Genomic DNA, 26,070 nt, shown 5'->3' with positions numbered 1-26,070 from the left:
CTCACGATACGATGAGCGACGACGAGCCCCCCAACTGGGACTTCAAGGAACGCGACATCGCGATCCTCTGTGAACTCGCGGAGGATCCACAGCTGTCGTCCCGGGAACTGACGAGCGTTCTGAAGTCCGAGTACGACATCGACGTCTCGCACGTCACGGTCAGCGAATCGATCCGCCGAATGCGCGACGAGGGCGTCTTCCGGGAGGCGATCATCCCCAACGAGGAGTACTACATCTTCGCGCTGTTCGAGTTCAAATTCAATACGGAGCACTTCGCCGAGAGCTGGTACGATGCCATGGAACACATCCGCGAGGACAAGCATACCCTCTTTTTCTTCCTCTCGGACGGCGAGTACCAGTGGAAGACGGTGATGATGTTCCGGGACCGCCAGCAGGTCTCGAAGTGGATCCACAACTGCTACAAGGAGTACGGCGACGTCATCGCGAACATCCGGAACTCGGCCGTCCACAACGTGCTCAAGTTCCGGACCGATCCCCGGATCTACGAGGATCTGGCCGAAGACGGACGCGAACAGTAGGCCGTCGGCGGTTCCGTGCCCGGTGATTTCGGCGGCTCCGCGCCCGGTGAATCGCCGGAACGCGGATCGCCCTTCTAGCGGACCAGCGTCAACAGCTCACAGGAGAGCGCGACCTCGCCGTCGTCGGTCACGAGGCGCGTCTCGTACCGGGCGACGCCGTTCGCCACGGGATGGTCGCGCGGCTCCTTGTCGATCAACTCGGACTCCGCATGCACCGTCGTTCCCATCGTGACGGGGTTCGTGAACCGCAGGTTATCCACGCCGTAGAACGCGATCGTATCCGGCCGCTCGTGGCGATGCTGCCACAGCAGGCCGCTGGTGATCCCGAACAGCAGGGCCCCGTGTGCGACCGGTTCGCCGAACGGCGTCTGTTCGGCGGTGAACCGCTCGCTCAGGTGCAGGGGATTGAAGTCGCCGCTAACGCCCGCGTAGTTGCGCACGTCGGCCTCCGTGATCGTACGCGAATGGGTGACGACCTCGCGACCGATCTCGAGGTCGTCGAACGACAGCGTCTCGTCGCCCATCTCAGTTCCCCTCGAACTCCGGTTCGCGATCCTCGGCGAACGCGGCGGTCCCCTCCATCACGTCGTCGGTGCCGATCAGGAGGCCGAAGCCCTGGCTCTCCAGCGCCAGCGCCGCCTCGAGGCTGGCGTCCTCGCCCTCGTTCATCACCTTCTTCGCGACCTCGAGCCCGATCGGCGGGCCGTTGCGCAGGTCGTCCACGAACTCGTCGACGACTTCGTCGAAGTCGTCGCGATCGACCGCCCGGTTGATCAGCCCCCAGTTCTCGGCTCGATCGGCGTCGATGTGGTTGCCGCGGAAGACCAGTTCTTTGGCGCGGGTCTCCCCGAGCACGCGCATCAGGCGCTGGGTGCCGCCGCCGCCGGGGATCAGCCCGAGGCCGATCTCGGGGGATCCGAACGAGGAGCGTTCGGTCGCGAGCCGCAGATCACAGGATAGCGCAAGTTCGAGGCCGGCACCGAGGCAGTAGCCGTCGATCTTCGCCACGACCGGCCGCGGGAAGTCGTGGACCGTCTCGAACGCGGGCGTGACGCGCATCGCGTCCGTCGGGTCCAGCGAACCGAAGCCGGTGATGTCCGCGCCGGCGCTGAACGCGCGATCGCCGGCCCCCTCGATCGTCGCACAGCGGATCTCGTCGGTGTCGACCGACGAGAACAGGTCGTCGATCTCCGAGAGCAGGTCGGCCGAAAGCGCGTTCATCCGGGAAGGCCGATCGAGTTCGACCCGGAGCACGCGGTCCTCGATCGCGGCGTTCAGGTGGTGGTAGCCGTCGAGGCCGCCGTCGCCGTCGTCGTACTCGTAGAACCCCTCGCCGGCGTCCTCGCCGGTCTCGCCCTCCGCAACGAGTTCCTCGAGGTAGGGATGGGGTTCGAACCGATCGTGGCCGGTCTCTTCGTGGAGGGATTCGAGTTTCTCGAGGACGGTGTCGAGGCCGATCTTGTCCCCGCGACGGCAGATTCCTTCGGGAAATCCGAGGCCCAACTGGACGCCGGTGTCGACGGCGTCGGGGGTGGCGACGCCCTCGCCGACCAGATACGCGGCGCGGTTGACCATCCGCGCCTCGACCTGGAGCGTGTCGAAGCCCTCTCCGTCGCCGGGTTCGTAGTCGGGACCGTCACCATCCTCGTACACGTAGTACCCCGTCCCGGTCTTCCGACCCAGTTCCTCGTTCTCGACTTTCTCCTCGACGATCGGCGGGACGTCGTCGCCGGCCTCCTTGCGGACGTGGTAGCCGATGTCGATCCCGGTCATATCGGCGAGTTCGAACGGTCCCATCGGGTAGCCACGCTGGTGGACCATCGCGGCGTCGGCCTGTCGGATCGTGGCCTCGCCCTCCGAGACCATCCAGGCGGGTTCGCCGCCGAACGGGCCGACGATCGTGTTCACGACGAAGCCGCGGACGTCCTTGCGGACGTAGATCGGCGTCTTGTCGATCGACTCGACCCAGTCGTAGCCGGCTTCTGCGACCTCGTCCGCGGTCTCCTCGCCGTAGATGACCTCGACGAGGTCCATCTTCACCGGCGGGTTGAAGAAGTGCAGGCCGAGTACGCGCTCGGGGGTGTCGACGGCCTCCGCGATGTCCGTGATCGGCAGGCTCGAGGTGTTGGTCGCGAGGAGCGTGTCTTCGTCCGTGAACTTCTCGAGGTCCGAGAAGATGTCGTGTTTCAGGTCCAGGTTCTCGGGCGCGGCCTCGACGACGAGGTCCGCGCCTTCGACGGCCGTCTCCAGGTCGGTCGTCGTGTCGATCCGATCGAGGATCTCCTCGGCCGGTTCGTCGAGTCGGTCCTTCTCCTCGAGTTTCTCGAGGCTCCAGGCGATCCCCTCGTAGCCCTCTTCGATCAACTCGTCCTCGATGTCCCGCATCGTGACGTCGTAGCCGGCCATCGCGGCCACTTCGGTGATGCCGTGCCCCATGTTCCCCGCGCCCAGCACCGCGACGCGATCGATGGTTTCGTATGACATGGTCGACACGTCGTCCGGTATCGTCTTAATACCACCGGACGATCATTACCATTGTTAAGCTCTCTAGCGAAGTTAGCGTATGCCGTAGCTCGAAATGAGTGTGCAGTGAACGTCGGTAACTCGGGTGTCGACCGTCCGGGGATTCCCGATCGGTGCGACGCTACAGCGGTTCGTCGCCCTCGACGATCCGTCGCGCTCGTTCCGCGAGCGCGGGGACCCGATCCTCCATCTTCGGATACATCGGATCGTCGCTGTTGCCCTCGAGGTAGCGCCGGAAGAACATCTCCCCGAGCGCCGCGAGCTTGTAGACCGCGAGCGCCCGGTAGAACCGCTCGTGTTCGAACTCGTAGCCCGTCCCAGCCTCCCAGCGATCGACCAGTTCGCGGCGGGTCGGGTATCCCTCCCGCTCCATGAACGTCGCGGTGAGTTCCGGCACCGACGGCTCGGGGTCTTTCGCATCGCGCCAGTAGGACAGCATCCAGCCGAGGTCGGCGCGGGGATCCCCGAGGGTGGCCATCTCCCAGTCGAAGACGCCGATCAATTCCGGCGACTCGCGGGCGTCGCCCGATCGATCGTCCCGGGAGCCGTCGGATCCCGTGGCGTACATCACGTTGTCCAGCTTGTAATCGCCGTGGACGAGCGTGTGCGGGTGTTCCTCGGGACAGTTCTCCTGGAGCCACGAGCCGACCTCGTAGAGGTCCGGTACCTCGCGCTCCTCGACGGTCACGTCGAAGGCCCACATGAGCTGTTGTCCCCAGCGTTCGACCTGTCGTTCGGTGTACCCCTCGGGATACCCGAACTCGCCGAGACCGACGGCCTCGTAGTCGAGGTCGTGGATCGACGCCAGCGTGTCGACGAGTTCGTCGCCGATCCGTTCGCGGGACGCTGGCTCCGCGAACCGATCGGGTTCTTCCAGCCGGAGGACGTCGCCTTCGAGCCGTTCCATCACGTAGAAGTCGCTGCCGATGATATCGTGGTTCTCGCAGGCCAGTAACGGCTCGGGGACGGGAACGTCGGTGTCGACGAGCGCGTTCGTCACCCGGTACTCCCGGAGGACGTCGTGGGCGGTGTCGGCGGTCTCGCCCGGCGGCGGTCGCCGGATGACCAGGTCCCGATCGCCCCACGTGACGTACAGCGTCTCGTTCGAGTGACCTGCCTCGTGGCGTTCGACCTCGTAGTGGTCGACGTCGCCGAGGTGCGCTTCGAGGTAGGCTGCCAGTGCGTCCTCGTCGACGAGTCGCTCGTAGTAGTCCTCGCTCATGGTGCGCGCGTACGTATTTTGCCGGAATAGTCGGTCAGTACGGCCGTATCCGTCGGGTTACGGTTCGCGATCGACATGGTGGTGTACGGTACTATCCCCTCCCTGATTAACGAAAATAGTTACGCCGGAATCTTTATTTTACAATGTTTATCTAGAGGGCGGTATGGAGTACCACGACAGCGATCGAGCCCGCGAGCTAGCCGACGACGTCCGCGAGTTCGTCGACGACGAGGTGATCCCGGTCGAACGGGAGTGGCTCGGTGACGGCCCCGTCCCGGACGACGTGATCGAGGACCTGCGCGAGAAGGCACGCGAGCGGGACCTCTACGCGCCCCAGATCCCGGCGGAACACGGGGGACTCGGCCTCGAGTTCCGCGACGTCCTGCCGGCGTTCGAGGAGGCCGGCCGGAGTCTGCTCGGCCCGCTGGCCTTGCGCGTCGACGCGCCCGACGAGGGGAACATGCACACCCTCGAGATGGCCGGCACCGAGGAGCAGAAAGAACGGTGGCTCGATCCGCTGGTCGAGGCGGAGATCCATTCGGGGTTCTCGATGACCGAGCCGATGCAGGGCGGTGGTTCGGACCCGAAGATGATCGAGACCACCGCCGAGAAGGACGGCGACGAGTGGGTCATCGACGGCCACAAGTGGTGGACGACGCAGGGCAGCGAGGCGGACGTGTTGCTCGTGATGGCCCGCACGGACCGTGACGCCCACCCGTACCAGGGGTGTTCGATCTTCCTCGTCCCGAGCGACGCCGACGGCGTCGAATTCGAGCGCGACATTCCCCACGTCGGCGGGGCGTTCCGTGGCGCGAGTCACGCCGAGATCATCTACGACGACGTCCGCGTCCCCGAGGAGAACCTGCTCGGCGCCGAGAACGCCGGCTTCGCGATCGCACAGAAGCGCCTCGGTCCCGCACGGCTCACCCACTGTATGCGTTTCTCCGGGATGGCGAAGCGATCGCTCGAGGTCGCGAAGGCCTACATGAACGAGCGGGAAGGCTTCGGAAGCGCGCTCTCCGAGAAGCAGAGCCTGCGCTACGACGTCGCGGAGGCGGAGACCCAGTTGCACGCCGCCCGGACGATGGTTCGCCACGCGGCCCGCGAGATCACGGGGGGGAACGAGGCGCGCGTCCCGGTCTCGATGGCGAAGGTGTTCACCGCGAACGTCGTCCAGGACGCGATCGATCGTTCGATCCAGTGCTGTGGCGGCAACGGGATCGGCAAAGACCTGCCGCTGGCCGACTTCTACGAGAACGTCCGCGCGTTCCGGATCGTCGACGGGGCCGACGAGGTCCACAAGCGCGTGATCGCCCGCAACGCCTTCGAGGACGTCGACGAGAGCGAACTCGACCCCGTGACGCGGTTCCGCGGCTAGCTCTCGTCTCTCCGTCGCGATCGACACCGGGAACGCGGGGTGACGTCTCGACCGCCGGAAACGCGGAGTGACGTCTCGACCGCCGACTCTAGACAGGGGCAGTGGAACGAATCGACTGTATGGGGCACAGCAAATCTACAAATAAGCATAAAATTGGATGTATACTAGTCATATGTCTAGAAATTAATCTAGCAGGACACATGTGGTCACAAAACATTTACCGGAGAAGCGTTCGCTTTCGACTGACGTTCACGAATGAAAATCAGTACCGTGTTGCCGGACTCGATCAGGCAATATCTCGCGGATACCAGCCGATCGGCCGTTCACTACGAGTGTCGACGTTGCGGCAAAACCCTGTCGGACGATCACGCCTCCTGTCCGGCCTGCGGATCGGGGGACGTCGCGACGATTTCGCTGTAGTCGTCGCGAACCCGTGACGGGCGCAGTGTCGGTCGTCCCCGAAAGCTATCCGCGACCCGGCGGAAACCGCGGTCGCGGTTACTCCGCTCGATCGCGCTCCCCGTCGACGATCGCGAGTACTTCCTCTGGAGACTCGATCCGGTAGGAGACGGCGGGACCGTCCTCGGCCCCGAACGCGACGCCGTGCATGCCCATCTCGGCCGCCCCTCGCACGTCGTGGTCGTACCGGTCGCCAATCATCAGGGATCGCTCGGGCGCGACGCCGGCCGTCTCGAGGGCGGTCTCGAACATCGCGGGGTGGGGTTTGGTGCGGCCGACCGCCTCGGAGGTGGTGATCGAGTCGAAGTGCTGACGGACGCCGAAGTGGCCGAGCATCTCCGTGCCCTCCGCCTCGTCGACGTCGCTGATGACCCCGACGTGGAGGTCCCGGTCCGCGAGGCGCTCGATCGTCTCCGGTGCGCCGGGAACGGGATCGATCGACGCCAGAACGGCCTCCCGGAAGCGCGGTTTCCACTCGTCCATCGGCACTTCCTCGCCGACGATGGCCTCGATTCCCCGGTGGTAGCCCTCGCGGGCGGGCCGGAACTCGGTCCCGTCGCGCTCGCGGAAGTACTCGCCGACGGTCGTGCGCCACGTCTCGATCGCGTCCTCGACGGTCCGGCCGACGTCGTGGCGTTCGAGCAGGTCGGCGACGAAGTCGACGTGTGCGGCCTGGACGGATTCGAGTTCGAGGATGACGCCGCCGATGTCCCAGAAGACGGCCTCCCAGTCGTCGGGACGCTCCGGCGGGTCCGGCGGCCGAACCCGGCTATCGACCCCGCCGTCGGCCATCAGTCCCCCCTCCGGATCGTCGATCGATCGACCTCGTCGACGCTCGCACGGCCCGCGAGGCCGACGGTGAGGTCGAGATCGGCGAGCAGGTTCTCGAGGACCGCCCGGACGCCGTCTTCGCCGCCGATGCCGAGTCCGTACGCGTACGGCCGGCCGAGCAACACGGCATCCGCACCGAGCGCGACCGCGCGGAAGACGTCGCTCCCGCGGCGGATGCCGCTGTCGAACAGCACGGTGGCGTCGTCGCCGATCTCGTCGACGACCTCCGGCAGCGCTTCGAGCGCCGGGATCGCGCCGTCGACCTGCCGCCCGCCGTGGTTCGAGACGACGACGCCGTCCATCCCGTGCTCGACCGCCTTCCGGGCGTCTTCGGGGTGGAGCACGCCCTTGAGGACGATCGACAGGTCCGTGTGCTCGCGGAGGAATTCGAGGTCGTCCCAGGTGAGCGAGGCGTCGCCGAAGCAGTCGATGAACGACTCCAGCGAGGCCTCGGGGTCGGCCCACGGATCGTCGGTCTCGAGCCGATCGCGGAAGGCCTCGTCCTCGAAGTAGTTCCTGATGCCTTCGCCCGCGAGGAAGGGGAGGTAAGCGAGTTCGATGTCGCGCTCGCGCCACCCCATCTTCGGCGTGTCGAGGGTGACGACGATCGCGTCGTAGCCGGCCTCCTCCGCGCGTTCGAGGAAGCTCGCGGCGACGTCCCGATCGGCGCTCCAGTAGAGCTGGAACCAGTCGGGCCCGTCGCCGAGTTCGTCCGCGACCTCCTCCAACGTGTAGGACGAGACGGAGCTACAGATCATCGGTACGTCGAGGTCGCTGGCAGCGCGCGCGACGGCCAGTTCCGCCTCGTCGTGGAGGATCGACTGGACGCCGATCGGGGCGAGCAGGACTGGCGCTGGGACTTCCTGACCGAAGAGTTCGATCCCCAGGTCGCGCTCGGAGACGTCCCGCAGTATCCGGGGGACGATCTGCCACTCGTCGAAGGCCCTGTCGTTGGCCTCGACGGTCGACTCTGAGCCCGCACCGCCCGCGACGTACGCGAACGCTTCCTCGTCGAGTTCCTCGCGGGCGCGCTCCTCGAGATCCTCGTAGGAGACGGGGAACTCGGGGGACTCGCCCTCGAGCATGCCGCGACGATACACCTCCGCCTGTCTGTCCGGTCCGTACTCGGGATTGTCTGCTGTCATGGGTTTGCTCGTAGTCGGCCGTTCGGTTGCGGTCCTCGTGGACGACCCGTTCGGCCGCCGCCTACGTGTGCGTATCGCTGACCCTGGTCAGCTACGCACTTAACAATACGGCATCCATACCCATCTTTATTAACAGTGTCTGCATATTGTCCGTTGGAGCTAACAATGGTAACAGCATCTGCCGCAGTTTCGGGTGATCGCGCGTGAGTACGGCCCAGTTCGGCGTCGACGGCGACGTCGCCATCGTGACCGGCGCATCGAGCGGCATCGGAGAAGGGATCGCCGAGGGATTCGCCGCGGACGGCGTCGACGTCGTCATCTGCTCGCGCGAACAGGAGAACGTCGATCCCGTCGCCGATCGGATCACCGAGAGCGACCGTCCCGGGGAGGCGCTCGCGATCGAGTGCGACGTGACCGATCGCGAGGCGGTCGACGCGCTCGTCGAGGCGACCGTCGAGGAGTTCGGCGGCCTCGACGTGCTGGTGAACAACGCCGGCGCCTCGTTCATGGCCAACTTCGACGACATCTCGGAGAACGGCTGGAAGACGATCGTCGACATCAACCTCCACGGCACGTACAACTGTACCCAGGCCGCCGCGGACCACCTCAAAGCGGACGGCGGCATCGTGATCAACTTCGCGAGCGTCGCCGGCACGCAGGGCTCGCCGTACATGAGCCACTACGGGGCGGCCAAGGCGGCCATCGTCAACCTCACGACGACGCTCTCCTACGAGTGGGCCTCGGATGGCGTCCGCGTCAACTGCATCGCGCCCGGGTTCGTCGCCACCGAGGGCGTCGAGAGCCAGATGGGCATCTCGGCCGACGAGGTCGAGCGGGCCGAGGTCGAGCGCCGGATGGGCACCGTCGAGGAGATCGCCGACCTGGCGCAGTTCCTCGCGAGTCCGGCCTCCTCGTACATCGTCGGCGAGACGATCACTGCACAGGGCGTGCCCCGGATCGAGGAGTCCCCGGAGGTATGACCGATCGAGACGTCCACCTCCCGGTCGCGGCCCAGCCGACGGTCGACTCGCTCGTCGACTACGCCCGGCGCGCCGAAGCGGGCGGCTACGACTGCGCGTGGCTCCCCGAGACGTGGGGTCGGGACGCCGTCACCGTCCTGACGGCGATGGCCGAACGGACCGACTCGATCGAGATCGGGTCCAGCATCCTCAACACGTACTCCCGGTCGCCGGCGCTGCTCGGCCAGACGGCCGCGACGTTACAGGAGGCCTCGGACGGGCGATTCCGCCTCGGTCTCGGCCCGAGCGGTCCGGTCGTCGTCGAGAACTGGCACGGGATGGCGTACGGCAACCCGCTCAGGCGAACCCGCGAGACCGTCGAGATCGTCCGGCAGGTGCTCTCGGGTAGCCGCGTCGAGTACGACGGCGACGACTTCGACCTCTCCGGGTTCCGCCTCCGCTGTGACCCGCCCGACCCCGCGCCGCCGATCGAGGTCACGGGGATGGGTCCCAAGGCCGTCGAACTCGCCGGTCGATTCGCCGACGGCTGGCACGGGATCATGCTCACCCCCGACGGCGTCGCGGAGCGACTCGACGACGTCGAACGCGGCGCCGAACTCGCCGATCGCGATCCCGACGACGTGACCGTCACCGCCGGCGTCACCTGCTGTGCGCTCGACGACGCCGATCGGGCTCGGGACCTCGCGCGCCAGCACGTCGCCTTCTACGTCGGCGGGATGGGAACGTTCTACCGCGACGCACTCGTCCGGCAGGGATACGACGTCGCCGAAGAGATCCACGACGCCTGGCAGGAGGGCGAGCGCGAGCGCGCACTCGCGTTGCTCGGCGACGACCTGCTCGACGACCTCTGTGCCGCGGGCGACCCCGAGACCGCTCGCGAGGGACTCGAACGGTACGCGGCCGTCGACGGAATCGACGCGATCGCCGTCAGTTTCCCGCGCGGTGCCGACGAAGACGAGATCGACGCGACGATGAACGCGCTGGCTCCGGACGCGTCCTGACGCCGGTTTCCCGACGACCACTCTTCTACGGACGCCTCCGACAGCTACAAACCGCAGATCGTCCCAGTTCGTCGTATGCCTGGGAAGGTCGGCCCGGACGACTTGCTCGCGCACGTGTTCGATCGGACGGGGAGCGCCGCGGACGACGAGACGGTTCGACTGGGGCCAGCGTACGGGGAAGACGCCGCCGCGATCGACTGGCCCGGCGACGGGTCGAACACGCTCGTCGTCAGTTCCGACCCGATCTCGCTCGCGGCGGAGGGGGTCGGCACGCTCGGCGTCGCCGTCGCCTGCAACGACGTCGCCGCGTCGGGTGCCGATCCCCGCTGGCTCACGGTCGTCATCCTGCTCCCGGACGCGGACGCGCCACTCGAGACGATCACCGACGATCTGGACGCGGCCGCCAGCGACGTCGGAGCCTCGATCGTCGGCGGGCACACGGAGTACGTCGATCAACTCGATCGGCCGCTGCTCTCGCTGACCGCGATGGGTGCGACCGACGCGTTCGTGCCGACCGGCGGCGCCGAACCCGGCGATCGGGTCCTCCTGACTACGGCCGCCGGTATCGAGGGGACTGCGATCCTCGCGGCCGACTTCGGCGACGACCTCGACGTGGACGCGGCGACCCGCGAACGGGCCGAAGCGTTCCTCGAGGAGATCAGCGTCGTCCCGGACGCTCGCGTCGTCCGCGAGTACGCGACGGCCATGCACGATCCCACGGAGGGCGGCGTCGCGGCCGGCCTGCTGGAACTCGCGCGCGCCTCGGAGGTTCGCCTCGAGGTGGACCGGGAAGCCGTGCCGATCAGGGCGGAAACGGAACGGCTCTGCGAGGCTGCCGAGGTCGACCCGCTCCGTATCTTCGGCTCCGGCGGGTTGCTCGCGGCCGTTCCGCACGACTCGATCGCGGAGGCGATCGACGCACTCGCGGACGCCGGAATCGAGGCCGCCGAGATCGGCACCGTCCGGGCGGGAGATCCGGAACTCGTCCTCGACGGGGAATCGATCGTCGGCCCGGTCGAAGACGACCTCTATCCGCTGTGGGCGGCGGCGGACGCGGCCGACTGACGAGTGGACGTCCCGAGTGCCGCCTCGATCGTCGCACTCGCGAGGACCTGTTCCGGCGCGATGGCGACGTCTGCCCCGGCGCGCTCGATCGCGTCGGTCGTCCCGCGATCCGCGAACGCGACGATCCGGGCGTCCGTGACGTCCCGCGCGGTCAGCACGGCGTAGCTGTTGCTGGCCGCGTCGCTCGTCGCGGCGAGGACGACGTCGGCGTCGTCGATTCCCGCGCGATCGAGCGTGGCCCCGTCGGTCGGATCGCCGACGATCACGTCGACGGCCTGTTCCTCGAGCGTCGCGACCGATTCGCCGTCGGTCGTCACGACCCGGATCGACGCGGCCCCGGTCGCGAGTTCGTCGACGATGGGGGCCGTCCGCTCGTCGTAGCCGAGGACGACTATTCTGAGCCGATCCGGATCGGCGGCGGTCTCCACCCGTCTCCCGGTCCGCGAGAGGCGGCGATCGAGCATCGGCCCGAACAGGCTACCGGCTGCGACCGCGACCGTCGCCGGTCCGAGCAGGACCAGCGAGGTGGCGAACAGGCGAGCCCCCTCGCTCGCCGCGTGAACGTCGCCGTAGCCGACCGTGGTTGCGGTCACGAGGGTGAAGTAGACGGCGTCGGCGACGGTGTGGAGACCGTCGAACTCGCCGCGCAGCACGTACGCGCCGACCGTGCCGTAACAGAAGACGCCGACGATCGAGACCAAACTCCCGAGTTGCGTCGGCGTCAGCGAACTCGATCGGGTGAACCGATCGCTCGTGACCAGGAGAACGACGAGACCGGCGATCGCAGTGACGACGAGCGGGATCGACAGCGGCCGGAACTGGGCGACGCCGTGTGCGGCCGCGAGCGCGACGAGTATCGTCGCTGCGACGTAGGCGAGTCGGAAGCCGCGGCGCATTCCCCAGGCGGCGACCAACAGCGTGAACCCGAGGACGGTCCCGCTGAACTCGGCGGCGGCCTGAATCGTTCCGAGCGCGCCGGTCGCAGCGACGGCCGGTTCGGTCGGGATCGAGAGGATGCCGGTCGCGATCGAGACGAGTGCGATGGCGACGACGATCCAGACGGCGACGGGGCCCCCGTGTCGTCGAACGCGGTCGAGCATACAGATCCCACCACGCCGGCGGCGGTAAATCCCCGCCGGGCCGATGCCGTGAGCTACCCGTCGTCCCCTCCCCGCCGATCGACAGGATCGGCGGGGTCGTCACTCCGTTTGCCCTGCCGATCGGCGGGGTCGTCGATCCCCTCGCCGTGTCGTCCCTCGCCGGCGGCGAACCGATCGGCACCCTCGAACGCCGTTTCCAGCGCGCGGCGGCCGTGCCAGGCTTCGATCTGTAACCCCTTCTCGATCGGTTCACCGAGTCCCTCGTACAGCGCCGCCCGGTCCGTTCGCACGGTCGTCTGGGGGAACTCCGCGATCGTCTTCCCCAGTTCGATCGCCGTCTCGAGGGCCGCGCCGTCGTCGACGACCCGGTTGACCAGGCCCCACTCCCGCGCCTCGCCCGCGTCGACGGGCCGGCCGGTGAGGATCATCTCGAGGGCCCGTCCCTGGCCGACGATCCGCGGCAGTCGCTGCGTCCCGCCGTCGACCAGCGGGACGCCGAACCGCCGCTCGAAACAGCCGAACGTCGCCCCCTCGCCGGCGACCCGGAGGTCACACCACAGCGCCATCTCGAGGCCGCCGGCGACGCAGTGGCCCTCGACGGCGGCGATCGTCGGTTTTCCGACTCGTAACCGGGTGAAGCCGAGCCAGCCGTCGTCCCCGTCCTCGAGGTCCATCTGCTTCAGGTCGGCCCCGGCCGAGAACGTCCCCTCGTCCCCGGTCAACACGCCGACGAGGGCGTCCTCGTCGTCGTCGAACCGCCGCCAGGCGTCGCCGAGTTCGACTGCCGTCTCGCGATCGATCGCGTGTTTCGCCCCGGGCCGATCGATGGAAATCACCGCGACTGGCCCGTCTCGATCGTAGGTGACCATACGCCCAGTCACCGTCGCCCGTCGGATATAGCCTCGGCCGCGATCGGGACGATCCACCGACGCCGGTCGCTCGTCTCCTCTCACGACGAAAACGGACTACGGTGCCCGAATGCGCGTGCCTGCCACTTATTGACGTGGGAGGATCGCTAGCGGTATGGCGACGATCGCATACGAGAGGCCGGACGGAACGGCCGAGAAGACGGTCGACGCCGAGAACATTACCGACTCCGGAAAGGTACAGGGACTCCGGATCAAACTCGAGGACGAGAGCTTCATCCACCTGCCGTACACCCGGGTCTACTGGGTGCGGATGAGCGAGGACGAGGGTAAGGTGGACTACTCCTCGGCGTAATGACGTCCGTCAGTTCGCGTCGACGAGCAGCGTGTTCAGCGCGTCCGGCACGACGAGCACCTCGCTGCCCGGTTCGATCGCGTCCGACACGTCGTCGGCGGCGTGCATGAGACACGCCTCGACGATCGCCGGTGCGTCGCTGTTGGTCACGTAGAGGTCGTGGTCGCGGAGCACGCGGGCCACGACGAACGCTCGTTGCGCGCCGGGTTCGTACCCCTCCCGCATCGTCTCGTACAGCGATTCGGCGTCGTCGGCCTCGCGCAGTCGCCGGGCGAACCGCCGCTCTCCCGTCCCGTCGCCGGCCCCTTCGGGAAGCGCGGCCGGAACGACCAGTCGCCCGCCGTCGCGGAGCGGGTTCCGATCGCCCAGCGCGACGTAGGTCGCGCCCCGCGTCGCCTGGTAGAGGTTCGCGTCCTTGGGCGCGCCGACGCCGCAGACGACGGCGTCGAACTCGCGATCGATCGGGACCGACAGCGCGTCGCGGGCGATCGACGCGAGTTCAGACACGACCCGTCGCCCGTCGCCGGCGCGGACGCCGAGCACGCCCGCGGGGCCGTGGGTGAGGTTGAGCGAGAGGTCGACGCCGGCGAGGTCGCCCGCCTCGTCGACCGTCTCCCGGAACGGGTTGCCCTCCACACGCCCGAGGCGAACGCCGTCGCGGGCCAGCATCTCGGGGCCGTGCGTGTACCGGATCAGCGATTCGCTGCCCGCGCCGATGACGACGGTCTTCGCGCCGCCGCTGAAGCCGGCGTACTGGTGGGGTTCGACGACCCCGGTCGAGAGCACCGAATCCGCGTTCGCGACCGATTCGCCGATCTCGACGGGGACGTCGGCGTCGCTCGCGGCTTCGCCGCTCGCCACTTCCGAGGCGCGTGGCGCCTCGCTGACGGTTCCAACCTCGACCACCGACTCGGGGTCGTGGTTTACCGCCAGATCGGCGTGGGGTCCGAGCATCGCCTCGATCTCCGCGTCGGTCATCGGCCGGTGGAGTCCCAGGCCGATCACGACCCTGACCTGCTCGCGGGCGACGCCGATCTCCGCCAGTCGATCGAGCAAGACGTCCAGTAACACGTCGTCCGGGGCTTTGCGCGTGACGTCGGTGACGACGATCGCGATCTCGTCGTCCGGATCGACGCGATCGGCGAGCGGCGGGCCGAGCGGGTCGTCAAGTGCCCGTTCGGCTGCCGCCCGGACGTCGACGGTCTCGCCGCCCGCCGGTCGGGCGATCGTCACGTCACAGCGATCCAGTCGGGGATCGATCGTCCCGTCCCCAAGGGGGAGTTCCATGGGCGAGATTCGCCGGCCACGAAAAAAAGCACCGCCCTCGGCGATCGACCGGCCGGGTCGAAGCGGATCGGGGACGCCACGCCGTACGCCGATCGGTCAGCGCGAGGAGGCGAGGGAGCCGATCGCGAGGCGGCCGACCGCGGCGGGCACCAGGAGGATGGCGACGAAGAGCACGGCGTTGACGGCCACGATCGCTGCGGGGGCGACCACGGTCGAGAAGAGCGTCCCGACGATCGACTCGATGGCGACGCCGACGCCGATTGCCGCGCCGCCGACGGTGACGAGGACGCCGCCTTCCAGGCGCGATCGAAGGGCGGGCAGGGACTCGAGGCGCGTCGACGCGACCACGCCGCCGAGACTCCCGCCGAGCGCGACCAGGGCGTCGGGGTCGCCGTTGGTGATGAGGACGGCCGGAATCCCGAGGAGCGCGCCGAGCGCGAACCCCCGGCGAGGATCACCGTCGACGAACCCGTGGACGGCGAGCAGAAAGCCGAGGCCGACCAGCGCACCGACGATCACGTCACCGAGGTAGTGAACGCCGAGGACGACCCGCGAGAGCGAGACGAGCGCGATCACGACGCCCGCGGCGGCGACCGCGACGGGGTCCCGGGACCGATCGAAGGCGAGCAGCAAGCCTCCGTAGACGAGGGCGGCGGCGAACGCGTGGCCGCTGGGAAAGCCGTACGGGTCGCCGTCGTAGGCGATCAGGTAGACGTCTTCGGGCGGTCGCGGGAGCCCGATGAGCGTCTTGAGGACGAGGATGAAGCCGACGCCGGCCACCGCGTAGCTGACGACGAGCGCCGTCTCGCGGCGGCGCGTGAGCCAGTACAGTACGGCGAGGACGATCATCAGGACCGCCGCGCCGCCGAACTCCGTGACGACGACGGCGAGGTCGACGTACGCCTCGGGAAACGCCTCCCGGATCGCGGCGCTCTCCTCCTCGAATCGCATTACGACCGGGAATGCCACGTCCGGAAGGAAAACGTATCGGTCGATCGCCGATTCCGGCCGATCGGCTTCGTCCTGCGCTCGCGTCGGAGACGCTCCCCGTCGATCGTTGCCTGCCCGACCCGATCGATCACCGCCCGGCCCACTCGAGCATCCGCTCGTAGACGGGATCGGACGCGAGCGCCCGCGAATCTCCGACGAGGACCAGCGCGCGCTTGGGGCGGGTTAGCGCGACGTTGATCCGACGGTAGTCCTCGAAGATCGGCCCCTCGAGCGATCCGGTCGCGGTAAAGGAGACGACGATCACCTCCTCGCTCGACCCCTGGAACCGATCGACGGTGTCGACCGCGACGTCCGCGGGCACCTGACTCGAGATTTCCGAGACCTGCGCCCGGAAGGGGGCGATGACGCCGATCGACGATCGATCGAGGCCGGCGGCCTCGTAGTTCTCGATCACCTCGGCGATGCGGGCGGCTTCCTCGCTGTCGGTGTACCGGCTACGATCACCCTCGACGTCGACGAACGCGACGGGGTCCCGCAGGCGCTCGGGGAGCGCGTCGCGGGAGACGCCTTCGAGGTCGTCGAGCGTGCGACCGGCCACTTCGGGTTCGGCCGGGCGGAGGTCCCCGTCGTAGAACTCCGTCGACGCGAACGCCTGGATGCGCTGGTTCATCCGGTACTGGCGATCGAGCATCACGCCGGCGTCGGGATGCAGGTCGACGAGGCGTTCGAACAGCGATTCGGTCAGATCGTTCTCGGCCCGCACGACGGGCGGTAACTGTTCGTGGTCGCCGACGAGTACGAACCGATCGGCGAGGTTGATCGCGGCGTACGTCCCGGGTTCGGTAAGTTGTCCGGCCTCGTCGACCAGCGCGACGTCGAAGGCCTGCTCTTTCATCACGCGCGATCCACAGGTCGCGGTCGTCGCCGCGACGACCTGGGCGTCCCGGAGTCTGGCCACTCGTTTCTCGGGATCGCCCGCCTGCTCGAGTCGGTAGGGCTCCATGTCGTCGCGAACGCCGCTCTCGGAGCCGACGCGGACGATCCGGTCCCGATCGATCACGTCTCCCGACTGCTCGAGCAGCGCCTCGAGCGCGTTGTCGACCGCGCGGTTCGTAAAGGCCGACAGCAGGACGCGCTCCCCGCGCTCGACCATCGCGCGGATGGCGCGAGCGATCGTGTACGTCTTCCCGGTGCCCGGCGGGCCGTGGATCAGCGCGCAGTCGCGCGCGCCCACCGCCTTCGTCACGGCCTCGTTCTGCGCGTCGTTGTTGTCGATGAACGTCTCGTTGACGTCGCCGGTTTCACCGGCTTCGTTTCGTTGCGTCTCCGACGCAACGCACGCCTCGAACTCGGGGTCGGCCCGCCCGAACAGGACGTCCTTGCGCCGTTCGTCGCCCTTCAGGAGGCAGTCGTGGAGCGCGACGAGCAACCGGTCCGTGGTCAGTTCGGAGGGGTAGACGTCGAGGCGCGTGACCTCGACGGCCTCGTCGGCACTCAGGACGACCTCCCCCTCGTCTAAACGTTCGATGCGCGCCAGTTCCGACTGGCCGCGCACCGGGTGGCCGTCGCTCGCCAGCACGAGGTCGCCCTCGCGGAGCTTCGAGGTCGCACCGCCCTCCCGGCGGGCCCGGAGTTCCCACCGCCCGCCCTCGAGTTCGCGTTTCTCGACGAACGCGAGGTCGATCAGCGCGCGATCGTCGTCGGCCCGCTCCTGGGCGTCCTGCTCCCACAGTTTGGCGTACTCGTGGTGGACCTCGCGGCGCTCCTCCTCGATCGCGCGATAGAACCGCTGGAAGTACTCGCGCTCCTCCGCGGGCAACGGCTGGCCGATCTGGCCGGCCTTCGACTCCTGGTCGAGCCGACCAGAGACGACCATGCAGGTGTCCTGTTCGAAACAGTACTCGCACTTCGCGTCGCCCTCGTAGCCGGTCGGAACGTCGCCTTTGACCTCCATCGCCGCGAGTTCGTTGCGCAGGCGAACGACGAACTTCAGGAGGCCGTCGCCCATCGAGAACTCCTTGGCCGGCGTGAGGTCGCCGGTCTCCTCGTTGCGATCGAGCGCCGAGTTCTTCGTGTAGAGCAGCGTCCCGGTGTCGACGTCGCCGCCGTTCTCCTCGAGCAAGAGCGCGTAGCAGGCCGCCTGCACCTTGTCCTTGAACCGGGGATCTTTCTTCAGATTCTTGCCCGTCTTGAGTTCGACCGGCGCACCCCGCCGGACGGCGTCGGCCCGGCCGCGGATGCCGAACGTTTCGCTGATGAGCAACTGTTCCGAGCGCCAGTCGTCCTCCTCCGTGAGCCGCCCCTGTTCGAGCCAGCCCTCGATCGCGGCGGCGTTCTCCCTGACCTCCTCGGCGACGGCCTCGGACGACTCGCCGAGCAGTCCGAGATCGAGTCCGTGTTCAGCGACCCGCGCGTCGATCGACTCCTCGAGATCGCGCCCCCGGAGCAGATCGCCGAACACCTCGTGGACGATCGTCCCTTTCACGACGGGGTAGTTCAGCGGAACTCCCGACAGCTTGTTCAGATAGTAGAGGCGGGGACACTCGACCCAGTTGCGGATCGCCGTGACGTTGACGAGGAAACTCGGCTCGACGACGACGTATGAGTCCCCCGTCGTCGCGTACTGGGTCTCGCCCCTGTACACCTCTTCTTTGGCGTCGGTCACCAGCAGTTCCATCCCCGGTTCGAGCAACTCGGCGGATTCGGTCCACTTGTTCCAGAGGGTGACCGTCGTGGCGTCGTGCCCGTCGTCGGGTGGGCCCCGCGTCGCCGCTCGATCGGTCGTCGTGGCGTCGTCCGCGTCGACGAGCAGCGGGACCTCGGCGAGTTCGCTCTCGCCGTACTGCGTCGACACCGATCGAACCTCGACTTCGCCGGCGACGGTTCCGCGTACGTACACGGCTATTCGTCACGGGCGAGCAGTCAAAAACGCTATCGGTCGTCGGTGGGACGCGGCTCCCGACGATCGATTCGGAGTAACCCATGATTACGGATCACGGTTCGGTATCCAGCGCTGCAACGGTCGATACGGCTTTTGAGAGCACGCGGCGTAGCGCCGGTGCATGAGTGACTCGAATCGCGACGATCGACGGACGGATTCGCCTCCCGACGTGACGGACGACCGGGAGAAGAAAACGGGGACCGACGTCGACTCGGGCACTGGCGTCGGCGATCGTGACGATCCGGGACGCGATCACCGTGACGAGTCGACGCAGATCGCGAACGAAGAGCGACGGCGCAAGACGTCGATGGTCAGCCTGATCGTCGCCGTCCTCGGCGCGTGGGTCGCCCTGTCGGTACTCGTCTACGACGTCGCGGCGGCGACGCTGTGGAACAACGTCCTCGTCGGTGCCGTCGTCTTCCTCGCCGCCGGTTACAATTACTACCGTCTCAACAACGACGTGCCGCTCAGCGTCGGTATCGCCGTGCTGGTCGCACTGCTGGGGATCTGGCTGATCGTCGCACCTGCACTGTTCGGGATGACCACGGGTCCGTTCTGGAGCACGCTCGTCACCGGGCTGCTCATCGCGGGACTGGCCGGCTACAACGCCTACGACGCGCGTGAGGCCAGAGCGGTCGCAACCGAACCCGAGGCAGAGCCGCCCTGAGCCGATCGCGGCCGGTCAGTTGGCGGATCCGAACTCCGACTCGAGGGTCCGAAGGTGCTGTTCGGCGGCGTGATGCCCCGTCGCGGCGACGGCAAACGCCACCATCGTGACGGCGAAGGCGAGCGAGACGACCGGCGAAACGCCGTTGACGTAGCTGTTGAGGAGTTGCCCGGCGGCCAGCGTCAGCGGAGCGAACAGGAGCAGAGAACTCGTCGCCGGATCGGCGCGAAACAGTGAGACGATCGAGGAAATACGACGTGTTGACATAGTCAAGTGTCGGTTACACGGTCTGTCGAGAGCACCACCGTATTCCTTTTGGTTCGGCGTGGGTCCGGTGACCACGTTCGGCGTGTTCGAATTCGTTCCAACCGATACGTTCTTTCCGTCCGCGTCACAACGGTCACCTATGCGGATTCGCGAGTGGCAGGACATCCTCGAAGACGTCACCGAGCGGGATGCCGACCCCGACGACTGGCGGGCAGTCGCCGGTGACCGGGCCGGAGGCGTCGGCGAAGACATGTACCTCGCGCACCCCCGCGCTGGCGTCTTCTTCCTGAAGACCTACGCGAAGAACCCCTTCGAGGTTCGTGGCGTTGGCACGCAAGTCGCCCGGAAACTCGACGACGAGATCGGGTCGTTCATGCCCCGGGAGGATTCTGGCGGGCGGTTCGCCGTCCAGTCGCCCCCCGAGGACGAGAGCCACGCCGAGACCGTCTCGAAGCGACTCGAGACGGTTCTCGAGACGCACTCGGACGCGCCCACCCGACCGCAGGACCTCTTCGACGACGTGATGGAGGCCCTCGAGAGTCCGGCGTTCGGCCCGATGGAGTACGACCAGTACGATCGCCCGGGCGAACTCGACGACCTCGCCGATCGGTTCGAGGAGGCCGACGAACTACTCGATGCGGAACTCGAGGATCTCATCGAGACCGACGAGGTCGATCGGGGTTTCATGTGAGGGCGCTCGCAGGGGGACGATCGCCCTGCGTTTGCCTCCGGTGGGCCTTTGGGAGCGGACTCCGACACCAACGATAGAGATGAGTGACACTGCCGAAGCCGTCGTCCGAGACTACTACGCGGCGCTCCGTCGGGGTGACCCGCTATCACCGTACTTTCTCGAGCACGAGTCGACGGTCAAGTTCGGCATCAGCGAGGCCCTGTTCGGGTTCGACGAGGTCCGCGAGGCCCTCCACGCACAGACCGAGACGACCGACGGCTGGACCGTCGAGAGTTCGAATCTCGTCGTCGAGAACCGCGGCGGGTACGCCACGTTCGCCGACGAGGTCACGATGGCCTGGACCGATACGGCGAGCGACGAGGACTACCGCTTCGAGACGCGCTGGAGCGGGACGCTGGTCGGGCAGAACGGAGAGCGCGGAAGGAACCCGGTCGATACCGGCGAGTCGAGCACGGCGACTGCAGCCACCGGGGACGCCGATCGCGACCACGAGCACGATCGCCCCGACTGGCTGTTCGCCTCGATGCACGTCAGTGCCCCGCACGAACTATGAGGCGCAGTCCGGGTCGTGACCCCTCGACACCGACCGCGCTGACGTCGGCGTCGACGCGACTCGCGATCGGGTTCGTCCTGCTCGTCGGACTCTCGGGCGGAACGATCGCGTTACAGGGTGGTGCGTCGCTCGTGGTCGTCGCGGGCGCCGTGCTGGGTGGGCTCCTCGTCGGCAGTGCGTTGACGTGGTATCTGTACCGGATCGTCTCGTGACTGCGGACGCGACGGTCGCGAGACGGGCGACCGCCGCTCGGCACGCGAGGCTCACCGTTCGACGCGCTGGAGCCACAGCCCCGGCGTGTCGAGTTCGTCGTGCGTCGGGAGGTTGTCCGGGTGCTCCCAGACCAGACTCGCCGTCTCGAGGTCGCGGACCGCGACGACGTGTTCGAAGAAGTTCTTCCCGCGTTCGTACTGGCGCTGTTTGAGGCCGAGGCCGAGCAGCCGCCGGAACAGTTTCTGGAGCGGCCCGCGGCCCTGCCGGCGCGCGTCGAGTTTCCGGCGCAGGTCCTCGTACTCGTCGTCGAAGGCGTGGTCCATCAGGAGTTCCGCGTAGCCCTCGACGACGGTCATCGCCGTGTCGAGGTCCCGAAACGCCTCCCTGTCGAACGAGCCGTCCGACAGCGCCGAGATCCCGTCCTCCATCCGGTTTTCGAGGTGCGTCGAGAGCCACGGGGCGGCCCCGAACTCGGCGGCGTGGGTCACCTCGTGGAAGGCGATCCAGCGCCGGAACCGATCGTAGTCGACCTCCAGCATGTCGGCGACCTTGAGGATGTTCGGTCGGACGAAGTAGAGGGCGTGCTCGTTGGTCGGCGACTCGGCGAGCAAGAGCGGATCGTACTGGCCGAGGACGTTCCGCCCGAGAAAGGAGAGCAGGACGGTCATCGTCCCGGTGTTGATCGTCCGTGCGACGCCGGGGAACGTCTCGGTGTGGGTCTCGAGCGTCCCCATCACGCGCTCGAACGTCGCGACGTTGGCGTCGATCCAGTGGTGGCGGTTCTGGATCTCGACGGTGTCGGGGACGTCGAAGTCGACGCCGGCGATCGATCGGACCGCGGCGCGGGCGTCACGGACGTCGCGACCGTAGGCCTCGCGCTCGCCCGACTCGAGGTCGAGCGAGCCGGGTTCCGTCGCCGCCTTGGCCGCGTCGGCGGCCGACCGCCAGTCGATCGCGTCGTCGCCGGACGCCCCGGCAACGGCCCGGGCGCTGCGATAGAGATTCACGAATACGGGTACGGGAGGCGGACGCAAAAGCGTTCGGCTCGGTTTACACTGCCGGACAAAAACGTTCGATCGGCAGTATTAGTTGACGATCACGTCCGGTTCTTCCTCGCGTTCGTACTCGTGCTCGTCCTCGTCGTCGCCGGCAAACTTCTTGGCGGCGACGCCGATCCCGATCAGGACGACGAGCGCGATAACCGCACCGATAGCGCCCCTGCCTCCGGATTCGTCGTCGGCCGCGGCGGCCTCGTCCTCGTCGGTCTCCGTCTCCGATTCGAGTTCCTCGTCCGTCTCGGTCCCGCCGATCGGCAGTGCGCTGTCGATGGCCTTTGGGCCGAATTGGGTGTCGCCGTCTAGATGCAACTCGATGAACGTGAATTTCCTGTCGCCCATATCCGGGGAGTCAACGAGTGCATACTTAGCCGTTTGGTTGGCTGTAGATGACTGCAATCCGACCGCTGGACCGGTACGATTAAGTGTCCATCAACTGCGGTCTTTCGTATGAGTGGACGACCGCTGGACGTCCTCGAGGCGTCGCTCGGCGAACGCGTCTCGGTACGTCTCAAGAGTGGCGACGAGTACGTCGGCGATCTGGCCGGCTACGACCAGCACATGAACCTCGTACTGGAAGACGTGACGATTCCGATCGAGGGCGGTGTGGAGGAAGCGCCGGTCGAAGACACAACGATTATACGCGGCGATAACGTCGTCTCGATCACTCCATGACTGGTGCAGGAACCCCGAGCCAAGGAAAGAAGAACAAGACGACCCACACCAAGTGTCGTCGCTGCGGAGAGAAATCCTACCACACCAAGAAGAAGGTCTGCTCGTCGTGTGGCTTCGGCAAGTCCGCCAAACGCCGCGACTACGAGTGGCAGTCGAAGGCCGGCGACAACTGAGCGATCGACCCCATCTTCTCTCACTGCCGTCGACTCCCGAGCGGCGCGACTGCGGCCCGTCGTTCGCTGGCCGGACGTCGATCGGCACCCGTACTGGCTGCGACTTCACCATTGACGCCCGTACTGGCCGCGACTTCGCTGCCGAATCCGCGATGGACAGCCATTAGTCTCGGGCCGCGAACACTCGCGTATGGAGACGACAGCCGCCTTCACCGGCCTCGAGTGTCGTGACTGCGGGCGTGCGTTCGACGCCGCCGAGACCGCACACCGGTGTCCGGACTGTGACGGCATCCTCGATCCGGCCTACGACTACGACGCGATCGACCTCGATCGAGAGACGCTCGCGTCGCGGCCGTTCGACTCGCTGTGGCGCTACGCCGAGTTGCTGCCGTTCACCCGCGAATCGGCGGTGACGATGGACGAGGGGGCGACGCCGCTGGTCGACTGTCCGAAACTGGCCGAGGAACTCGGCGTCGGTCAGGTCCTGCTCAAAGACGAGGGCCGGAACCCGACGGGCACGTTCAAGGACCGCGGCCAGACGGTGGCCGTGACGGCCGCCCGGCAACACGGTGCGTCCGACGTCGCACTCGCCTCCGCGGGGAACGCGGGGCAGGCGGCCGCGGCCTACGCCGGCCGGGCCGGCCTCGACTCGCACGTCTACCTGCCGGCCCGATCGGGCTTTACGAACAAGGCGATGGTCAACGTCCACGGCGGCGACATGACCGTCGTCGGCGGGCGGATCGGCGACGCCGCCGCGGCGTTCGAGGAGGCCCTCGAGGAGCACGACGACTGGTACCCGCTCCAGACGTTCGTCACGCCCTACCGCCACGAGGGCAAGAAGACGATGTACTACGAAATCGTCGAGCAACTCGACTGGGAGGTGCCCGACGCGATCTGTTATCCCACCGGCGGCGGCGTCGGCCTCGTGGGGATGTACAAGGCCGCCCGGGAGTTCCGCGATCTCGGGCTGACCGACGCGTTCCCCGCCTTCTACGCGACCCAGGCCGCCGGCTGTGCGCCGATCGTCGAGGCCTTCGAGACCGATCGCGACGAACACGTCCCCGTGGAGAACCCGGACACCATCTGCGGCGGGATCGAGATTCCGGACCCCGGCGCGAGCCCGTGGATCCTCGAGGCGCTTCGCGAGAGCGACGGTGGTGCGGTGGCGACGGACGACCCGGACATCCTCGAGGCCGCGGTCCAGGTCGCCCAGCAGGAGGGACTGGAGATGGCCCCGACCTGTGCCGCGGCGGTCAGCGGAGCCCGAGAACTCGCCGATCGCGGCGCGTTCGACGGTGACGAGACGATCGTCGTACTCAACACTGGCACCGGAAACAAGGAGGCCGACGTCCTGCGGAGTCACCTGATGAGCCAGGGTGTCTAGCGTCGGGGCGTCAGAGAATCGTTCTCGTCCTCTCGTTTCGATTACGGGCCGATGGTGAGTACGGGCGACCGAGGTCCCACGCCAGTCCGTAATTCGTCCGGGATCGGCCATCAGCAGGTTCGACCGCGGCGAAATTTCCCGTTGGTGTGGTATCTCGGATTCCGGTCGGTCAAAATCCGTTGTTTCGTTTCGGTCCGCCCGCGGTCAACTTCGAGTGACCAGCCGGTTGATCCGGGCGACCAGTCCCTCGATCGTTGCATCTGATTCCTGTTCGTCCTGGGACTGATCTGATTCGGACATCGGTAGCAATTCCCACCTCCTTTATTTAAAACCAAATGATTGTTCTGAATACATAATTTATGGCGTCTGATGCCGCCAGACAACCGATCTGGTGGGTGATTTCACAGCTCTTACGACTGGCCAGAAATTAAACGGTGATGAACGGACGCCACCGTTTAACGGGTATGTCTCGTGTCGAATTACCCGTGCAAACCGACACCTACAGAACGAACGACGAAGCGGAGTGCTGGGACGAACCTGCCACAAAAATCGTCGCTGAGGGTACTCAAGCGAGAGGTGGTGATCCGCTCGATCCCGACCCGCTGTACGAGGGGGCCGGCGTCTCTCGCGTCGGTACGGCGGCTCTCCGGGACGATGCCGACCGTTCGTTCGAGGAAGCGTCCCGTCGCTAACAGTGGCATGGAGAAACACGACAGTCGCAGACGGTCATCGAGCTCCTCCGAGGAACCGTTCGACCGGTCGGTAGACGACGTCCTCGACGAGCTACTCGACGCCCTCAGATCGGACCAGGGCGGGGCGCGAACGGAAGCTCTCAAACGGGCACTCGAACAGGAGTCCGGCACCCGGAGTGTGGAACGCGAGCGGATCGCGGACCTCGAGTCGAAGGTGGAGCAATTATCGACCGACGTCGATGCGGAATCGGAAGGCGACATCGGGGCAGCCCTCGAGGATCTTCGATCCGAGCTCGACTCGACCCGCGACGAACTGGCGACGCTCCGAACGGCGGTCGACTCCGACGAGTCGACGGATGCGACCCTCGAATCCCGAATCGACGACCTCGAAGCCGCGATCGCTGCGTTCGCCGATCGCCTCGCGAGCGTCGAGGAGTCGACACGCAGCGGACGTTCGGAACGCTCCGCGGCCCGCGACTCCTCCGACGACGTCGCCGGGAGCGGGGAACCGGCCGAGGTCTCGGCGGAACGAGTCGATGACGACGTCGCCCGACGGGTCCAGCACATCGAGAAGAATCTGGACACGCGAACCACCGCCCTGGCGTCCCGGATACAGGATATCGAAACGTTGGAGGCTCGTATCGATACCCTCGAGGACCGAATCGACGAACGAACGGCCGCCCTCGAAACCGGAATCGGTGAGGTCAATTCCACGATGGAGGAGGCGATCACGCTGCTCCGAAAGGAAACGAAATCGGAACTGTCGGCCGTCCAGTCGGACCTCGAAAATCTCGACGACGGGTTACGCTCATCGATCGAATCCCTGGAGGAGGACGTCGATGCTCTCGAGGCGCACGCGGCGGACATGACCCTGTGGCGTAACTCGATAGAGGGGTCGACCGGGGACCCGGGAGATGGCCGGGAAGACGAGCCCCAGTGACCTTCTGCGCGTCAAATCGTCGGGAATCGTTGCGGCTGCTGTTCGAGCGTCCGGAAGCGATCGTCGACGCCGTTACCGCGTTCGCGCTACGTGGTATCAGTCCTGCGGAGTACGATA

At 67.0% G+C, this 26,070-nt stretch carries 28 protein-coding genes; 15 read left to right on the top strand and 13 right to left on the bottom strand.

Annotation, left to right across the window (positions count from 1 at the left end):
- The first annotated feature begins 11 nt into the window (after positions 1–11).
- Positions 12–539, top strand: a complete 528-nt coding sequence (locus MUG98_RS14475; protein WP_265108152.1) for an Lrp/AsnC family transcriptional regulator — start codon at positions 12–14, stop codon at positions 537–539.
- A gap of 74 nt (positions 540–613) precedes the next feature.
- Here MUG98_RS14475 and MUG98_RS14470 read toward each other — a convergent pair whose 3' ends face one another.
- From MUG98_RS14470 to MUG98_RS14460, 3 genes are all read right to left on the bottom strand, one after another.
- Positions 614–1,063, bottom strand: coding sequence for a MaoC/PaaZ C-terminal domain-containing protein (locus MUG98_RS14470; RefSeq protein WP_265108151.1), 450 nt, complete (start codon positions 1,061–1,063; stop codon positions 614–616).
- Position 1,064: 1 nt separating this feature from the next.
- On the bottom strand, positions 1,065–3,023 hold the full coding sequence (locus tag MUG98_RS14465; RefSeq protein ID WP_265108150.1) for a 3-hydroxyacyl-CoA dehydrogenase/enoyl-CoA hydratase family protein: 1,959 nt from the start codon (positions 3,021–3,023) through the stop codon (positions 1,065–1,067).
- Positions 3,024–3,183: 160 nt separating this feature from the next.
- A complete protein-coding gene (locus MUG98_RS14460) occupies positions 3,184–4,284 on the bottom strand; it encodes a phosphotransferase family protein (protein ID WP_265108149.1) in 1,101 nt (366 codons plus the stop codon).
- A gap of 163 nt (positions 4,285–4,447) precedes the next feature.
- Between MUG98_RS14460 and MUG98_RS14455 the strand changes: the two genes are divergently transcribed.
- On the top strand, positions 4,448–5,662 hold the full coding sequence (locus tag MUG98_RS14455; protein ID WP_265108148.1) for an acyl-CoA dehydrogenase family protein: 1,215 nt from the start codon (positions 4,448–4,450) through the stop codon (positions 5,660–5,662).
- 498 nt (positions 5,663–6,160) lie between these two features.
- On the opposite strand, the gene MUG98_RS14445 is transcribed toward MUG98_RS14455, so the two are convergent.
- Both MUG98_RS14445 and MUG98_RS14440 read right to left on the bottom strand, forming a co-directional pair.
- On the bottom strand, positions 6,161–6,913 hold the full coding sequence (locus MUG98_RS14445) for an HAD family hydrolase (protein ID WP_265108147.1): 753 nt from the start codon (positions 6,911–6,913) through the stop codon (positions 6,161–6,163).
- A complete protein-coding gene (locus tag MUG98_RS14440) occupies positions 6,913–8,097 on the bottom strand; it encodes a lactate 2-monooxygenase (RefSeq protein ID WP_265108146.1) in 1,185 nt (394 codons plus the stop codon). The genes MUG98_RS14445 and MUG98_RS14440 overlap by 1 nt, the downstream gene beginning before the upstream one ends.
- A gap of 203 nt (positions 8,098–8,300) precedes the next feature.
- On the opposite strand from MUG98_RS14440, the gene MUG98_RS14435 reads away from it, so the two are divergent.
- The 3 genes from MUG98_RS14435 to MUG98_RS14425 all read left to right on the top strand — a co-directional run bounded on the left by MUG98_RS14435 (position 8,301) and on the right by MUG98_RS14425 (position 11,143).
- Positions 8,301–9,077: an SDR family NAD(P)-dependent oxidoreductase gene (locus MUG98_RS14435; RefSeq protein ID WP_265108145.1), complete on the top strand. Its 777-nt coding sequence runs from the start codon at positions 8,301–8,303 to the stop codon at positions 9,075–9,077.
- Positions 9,074–10,078 carry a TIGR04024 family LLM class F420-dependent oxidoreductase gene (locus MUG98_RS14430; RefSeq protein WP_265108144.1) on the top strand — a complete coding sequence of 335 codons (1,005 nt, stop codon included), beginning with the start codon at positions 9,074–9,076 and terminating at the stop codon, positions 10,076–10,078. The genes MUG98_RS14435 and MUG98_RS14430 overlap by 4 nt, the downstream gene beginning before the upstream one ends.
- Before the next feature lie 75 nt (positions 10,079–10,153).
- Positions 10,154–11,143, top strand: a complete 990-nt coding sequence (locus MUG98_RS14425) for an AIR synthase family protein (RefSeq protein ID WP_265108143.1) — start codon at positions 10,154–10,156, stop codon at positions 11,141–11,143.
- Here the strand turns inward: MUG98_RS14425 and MUG98_RS14420 are convergent.
- Together MUG98_RS14420 and MUG98_RS14415 are read right to left on the bottom strand one after the other, a co-directional pair.
- Positions 11,107–12,243 (bottom strand): NAD-binding protein, encoded by a 1,137-nt coding sequence (locus MUG98_RS14420; RefSeq protein WP_265108142.1) that lies wholly within the window; start codon positions 12,241–12,243, stop codon positions 11,107–11,109. The two genes, MUG98_RS14425 and MUG98_RS14420, sit on opposite strands and share 37 nt — an antisense overlap.
- Positions 12,244–12,296: 53 nt before the next feature.
- Positions 12,297–13,112, bottom strand: a complete 816-nt coding sequence (locus MUG98_RS14415; protein WP_265108141.1) for a crotonase/enoyl-CoA hydratase family protein — start codon at positions 13,110–13,112, stop codon at positions 12,297–12,299.
- Positions 13,113–13,266: 154 nt separating this feature from the next.
- Here MUG98_RS14415 and MUG98_RS14410 point away from each other — a divergent pair, with 154 nt between their 5' ends.
- Positions 13,267–13,464 carry a hypothetical protein gene (locus tag MUG98_RS14410; protein ID WP_265108140.1) on the top strand — a complete coding sequence of 66 codons (198 nt, stop codon included), beginning with the start codon at positions 13,267–13,269 and terminating at the stop codon, positions 13,462–13,464.
- A gap of 9 nt (positions 13,465–13,473) precedes the next feature.
- Here the strand turns inward: MUG98_RS14410 and MUG98_RS14405 are convergent, their stop codons facing one another.
- From MUG98_RS14405 to MUG98_RS14395, 3 genes are all read right to left on the bottom strand, one after another.
- Positions 13,474–14,751, bottom strand: coding sequence for a lactate racemase domain-containing protein (locus tag MUG98_RS14405; RefSeq protein WP_265108139.1), 1,278 nt, complete (start codon positions 14,749–14,751; stop codon positions 13,474–13,476).
- A 96-nt stretch (positions 14,752–14,847) separates the two neighbouring features.
- Positions 14,848–15,702: a phosphatase PAP2 family protein gene (locus MUG98_RS14400; RefSeq protein ID WP_265108138.1), complete on the bottom strand. Its 855-nt coding sequence runs from the start codon at positions 15,700–15,702 to the stop codon at positions 14,848–14,850.
- Between the two features lie 127 nt (positions 15,703–15,829).
- Positions 15,830–18,601, bottom strand: a complete 2,772-nt coding sequence (locus MUG98_RS14395) for an AAA domain-containing protein (RefSeq protein WP_265108137.1) — start codon at positions 18,599–18,601, stop codon at positions 15,830–15,832.
- 163 nt (positions 18,602–18,764) lie between these two features.
- On the opposite strand from MUG98_RS14395, the gene MUG98_RS14390 reads away from it, so the two are divergent.
- On the top strand, positions 18,765–19,310 hold the full coding sequence (locus MUG98_RS14390) for an SPW repeat domain-containing protein (RefSeq protein WP_265108136.1): 546 nt from the start codon (positions 18,765–18,767) through the stop codon (positions 19,308–19,310).
- A 15-nt stretch (positions 19,311–19,325) separates the two neighbouring features.
- Here the strand turns inward: MUG98_RS14390 and MUG98_RS14385 are convergent, their stop codons facing one another.
- Positions 19,326–19,577 (bottom strand): hypothetical protein, encoded by a 252-nt coding sequence (locus MUG98_RS14385; RefSeq protein WP_265108135.1) that lies wholly within the window; start codon positions 19,575–19,577, stop codon positions 19,326–19,328.
- A gap of 139 nt (positions 19,578–19,716) precedes the next feature.
- On the opposite strand from MUG98_RS14385, the gene MUG98_RS14380 reads away from it, so the two are divergent.
- The 3 genes from MUG98_RS14380 (at position 19,717) to MUG98_RS14370 (ending at position 21,033) form a co-directional block, all read left to right on the top strand.
- Positions 19,717–20,268, top strand: a complete 552-nt coding sequence (locus MUG98_RS14380) for a hypothetical protein (protein ID WP_265108134.1) — start codon at positions 19,717–19,719, stop codon at positions 20,266–20,268.
- A 79-nt stretch (positions 20,269–20,347) separates the two neighbouring features.
- The gene (locus MUG98_RS14375) at positions 20,348–20,821 is read left to right on the top strand and encodes a nuclear transport factor 2 family protein (RefSeq protein WP_265108133.1); all 474 of its coding nucleotides are present in this window, start codon (positions 20,348–20,350) and stop codon (positions 20,819–20,821) included.
- Positions 20,818–21,033: a hypothetical protein gene (locus MUG98_RS14370; RefSeq protein ID WP_265108132.1), complete on the top strand. Its 216-nt coding sequence runs from the start codon at positions 20,818–20,820 to the stop codon at positions 21,031–21,033. The genes MUG98_RS14375 and MUG98_RS14370 overlap by 4 nt, the downstream gene beginning before the upstream one ends.
- A gap of 51 nt (positions 21,034–21,084) precedes the next feature.
- Here the strand turns inward: MUG98_RS14370 and MUG98_RS14365 are convergent, their stop codons facing one another.
- A complete protein-coding gene (locus tag MUG98_RS14365) occupies positions 21,085–22,041 on the bottom strand; it encodes a zinc-dependent metalloprotease (RefSeq protein ID WP_265108131.1) in 957 nt (318 codons plus the stop codon).
- A 78-nt stretch (positions 22,042–22,119) separates the two neighbouring features.
- Positions 22,120–22,431: a hypothetical protein gene (locus tag MUG98_RS14360; RefSeq protein WP_265108130.1), complete on the bottom strand. Its 312-nt coding sequence runs from the start codon at positions 22,429–22,431 to the stop codon at positions 22,120–22,122.
- Positions 22,432–22,539: 108 nt separating this feature from the next.
- Between MUG98_RS14360 and MUG98_RS14355 the strand changes: the two genes are divergently transcribed.
- From MUG98_RS14355 to MUG98_RS14335, 5 genes are all read left to right on the top strand, one after another.
- Positions 22,540–22,764 carry an LSM domain-containing protein gene (locus MUG98_RS14355; protein ID WP_265108129.1) on the top strand — a complete coding sequence of 75 codons (225 nt, stop codon included), beginning with the start codon at positions 22,540–22,542 and terminating at the stop codon, positions 22,762–22,764.
- Positions 22,761–22,937: a 50S ribosomal protein L37e gene (locus MUG98_RS14350; RefSeq protein ID WP_138781879.1), complete on the top strand. Its 177-nt coding sequence runs from the start codon at positions 22,761–22,763 to the stop codon at positions 22,935–22,937. The genes MUG98_RS14355 and MUG98_RS14350 overlap by 4 nt, the downstream gene beginning before the upstream one ends.
- Positions 22,938–23,127: 190 nt before the next feature.
- Positions 23,128–24,321: a threonine synthase gene (locus tag MUG98_RS14345; RefSeq protein WP_265108128.1), complete on the top strand. Its 1,194-nt coding sequence runs from the start codon at positions 23,128–23,130 to the stop codon at positions 24,319–24,321.
- 464 nt (positions 24,322–24,785) lie between these two features.
- A complete protein-coding gene (locus MUG98_RS14340) occupies positions 24,786–25,013 on the top strand; it encodes a hypothetical protein (protein ID WP_265108127.1) in 228 nt (75 codons plus the stop codon).
- A gap of 7 nt (positions 25,014–25,020) precedes the next feature.
- On the top strand, positions 25,021–25,953 hold the full coding sequence (locus tag MUG98_RS14335) for a hypothetical protein (protein WP_265108126.1): 933 nt from the start codon (positions 25,021–25,023) through the stop codon (positions 25,951–25,953).
- Positions 25,954–26,070 lie beyond the last annotated feature (117 nt).

This window comes from Halosolutus halophilus (assembly GCF_022869805.1).
GTDB lineage: Archaea > Halobacteriota > Halobacteria > Halobacteriales > Natrialbaceae > Halosolutus > Halosolutus halophilus.
The sequence above is the reverse complement of the archived record's forward strand: the minus strand, read 5'-3'. Positions and strand labels throughout refer to the sequence as shown.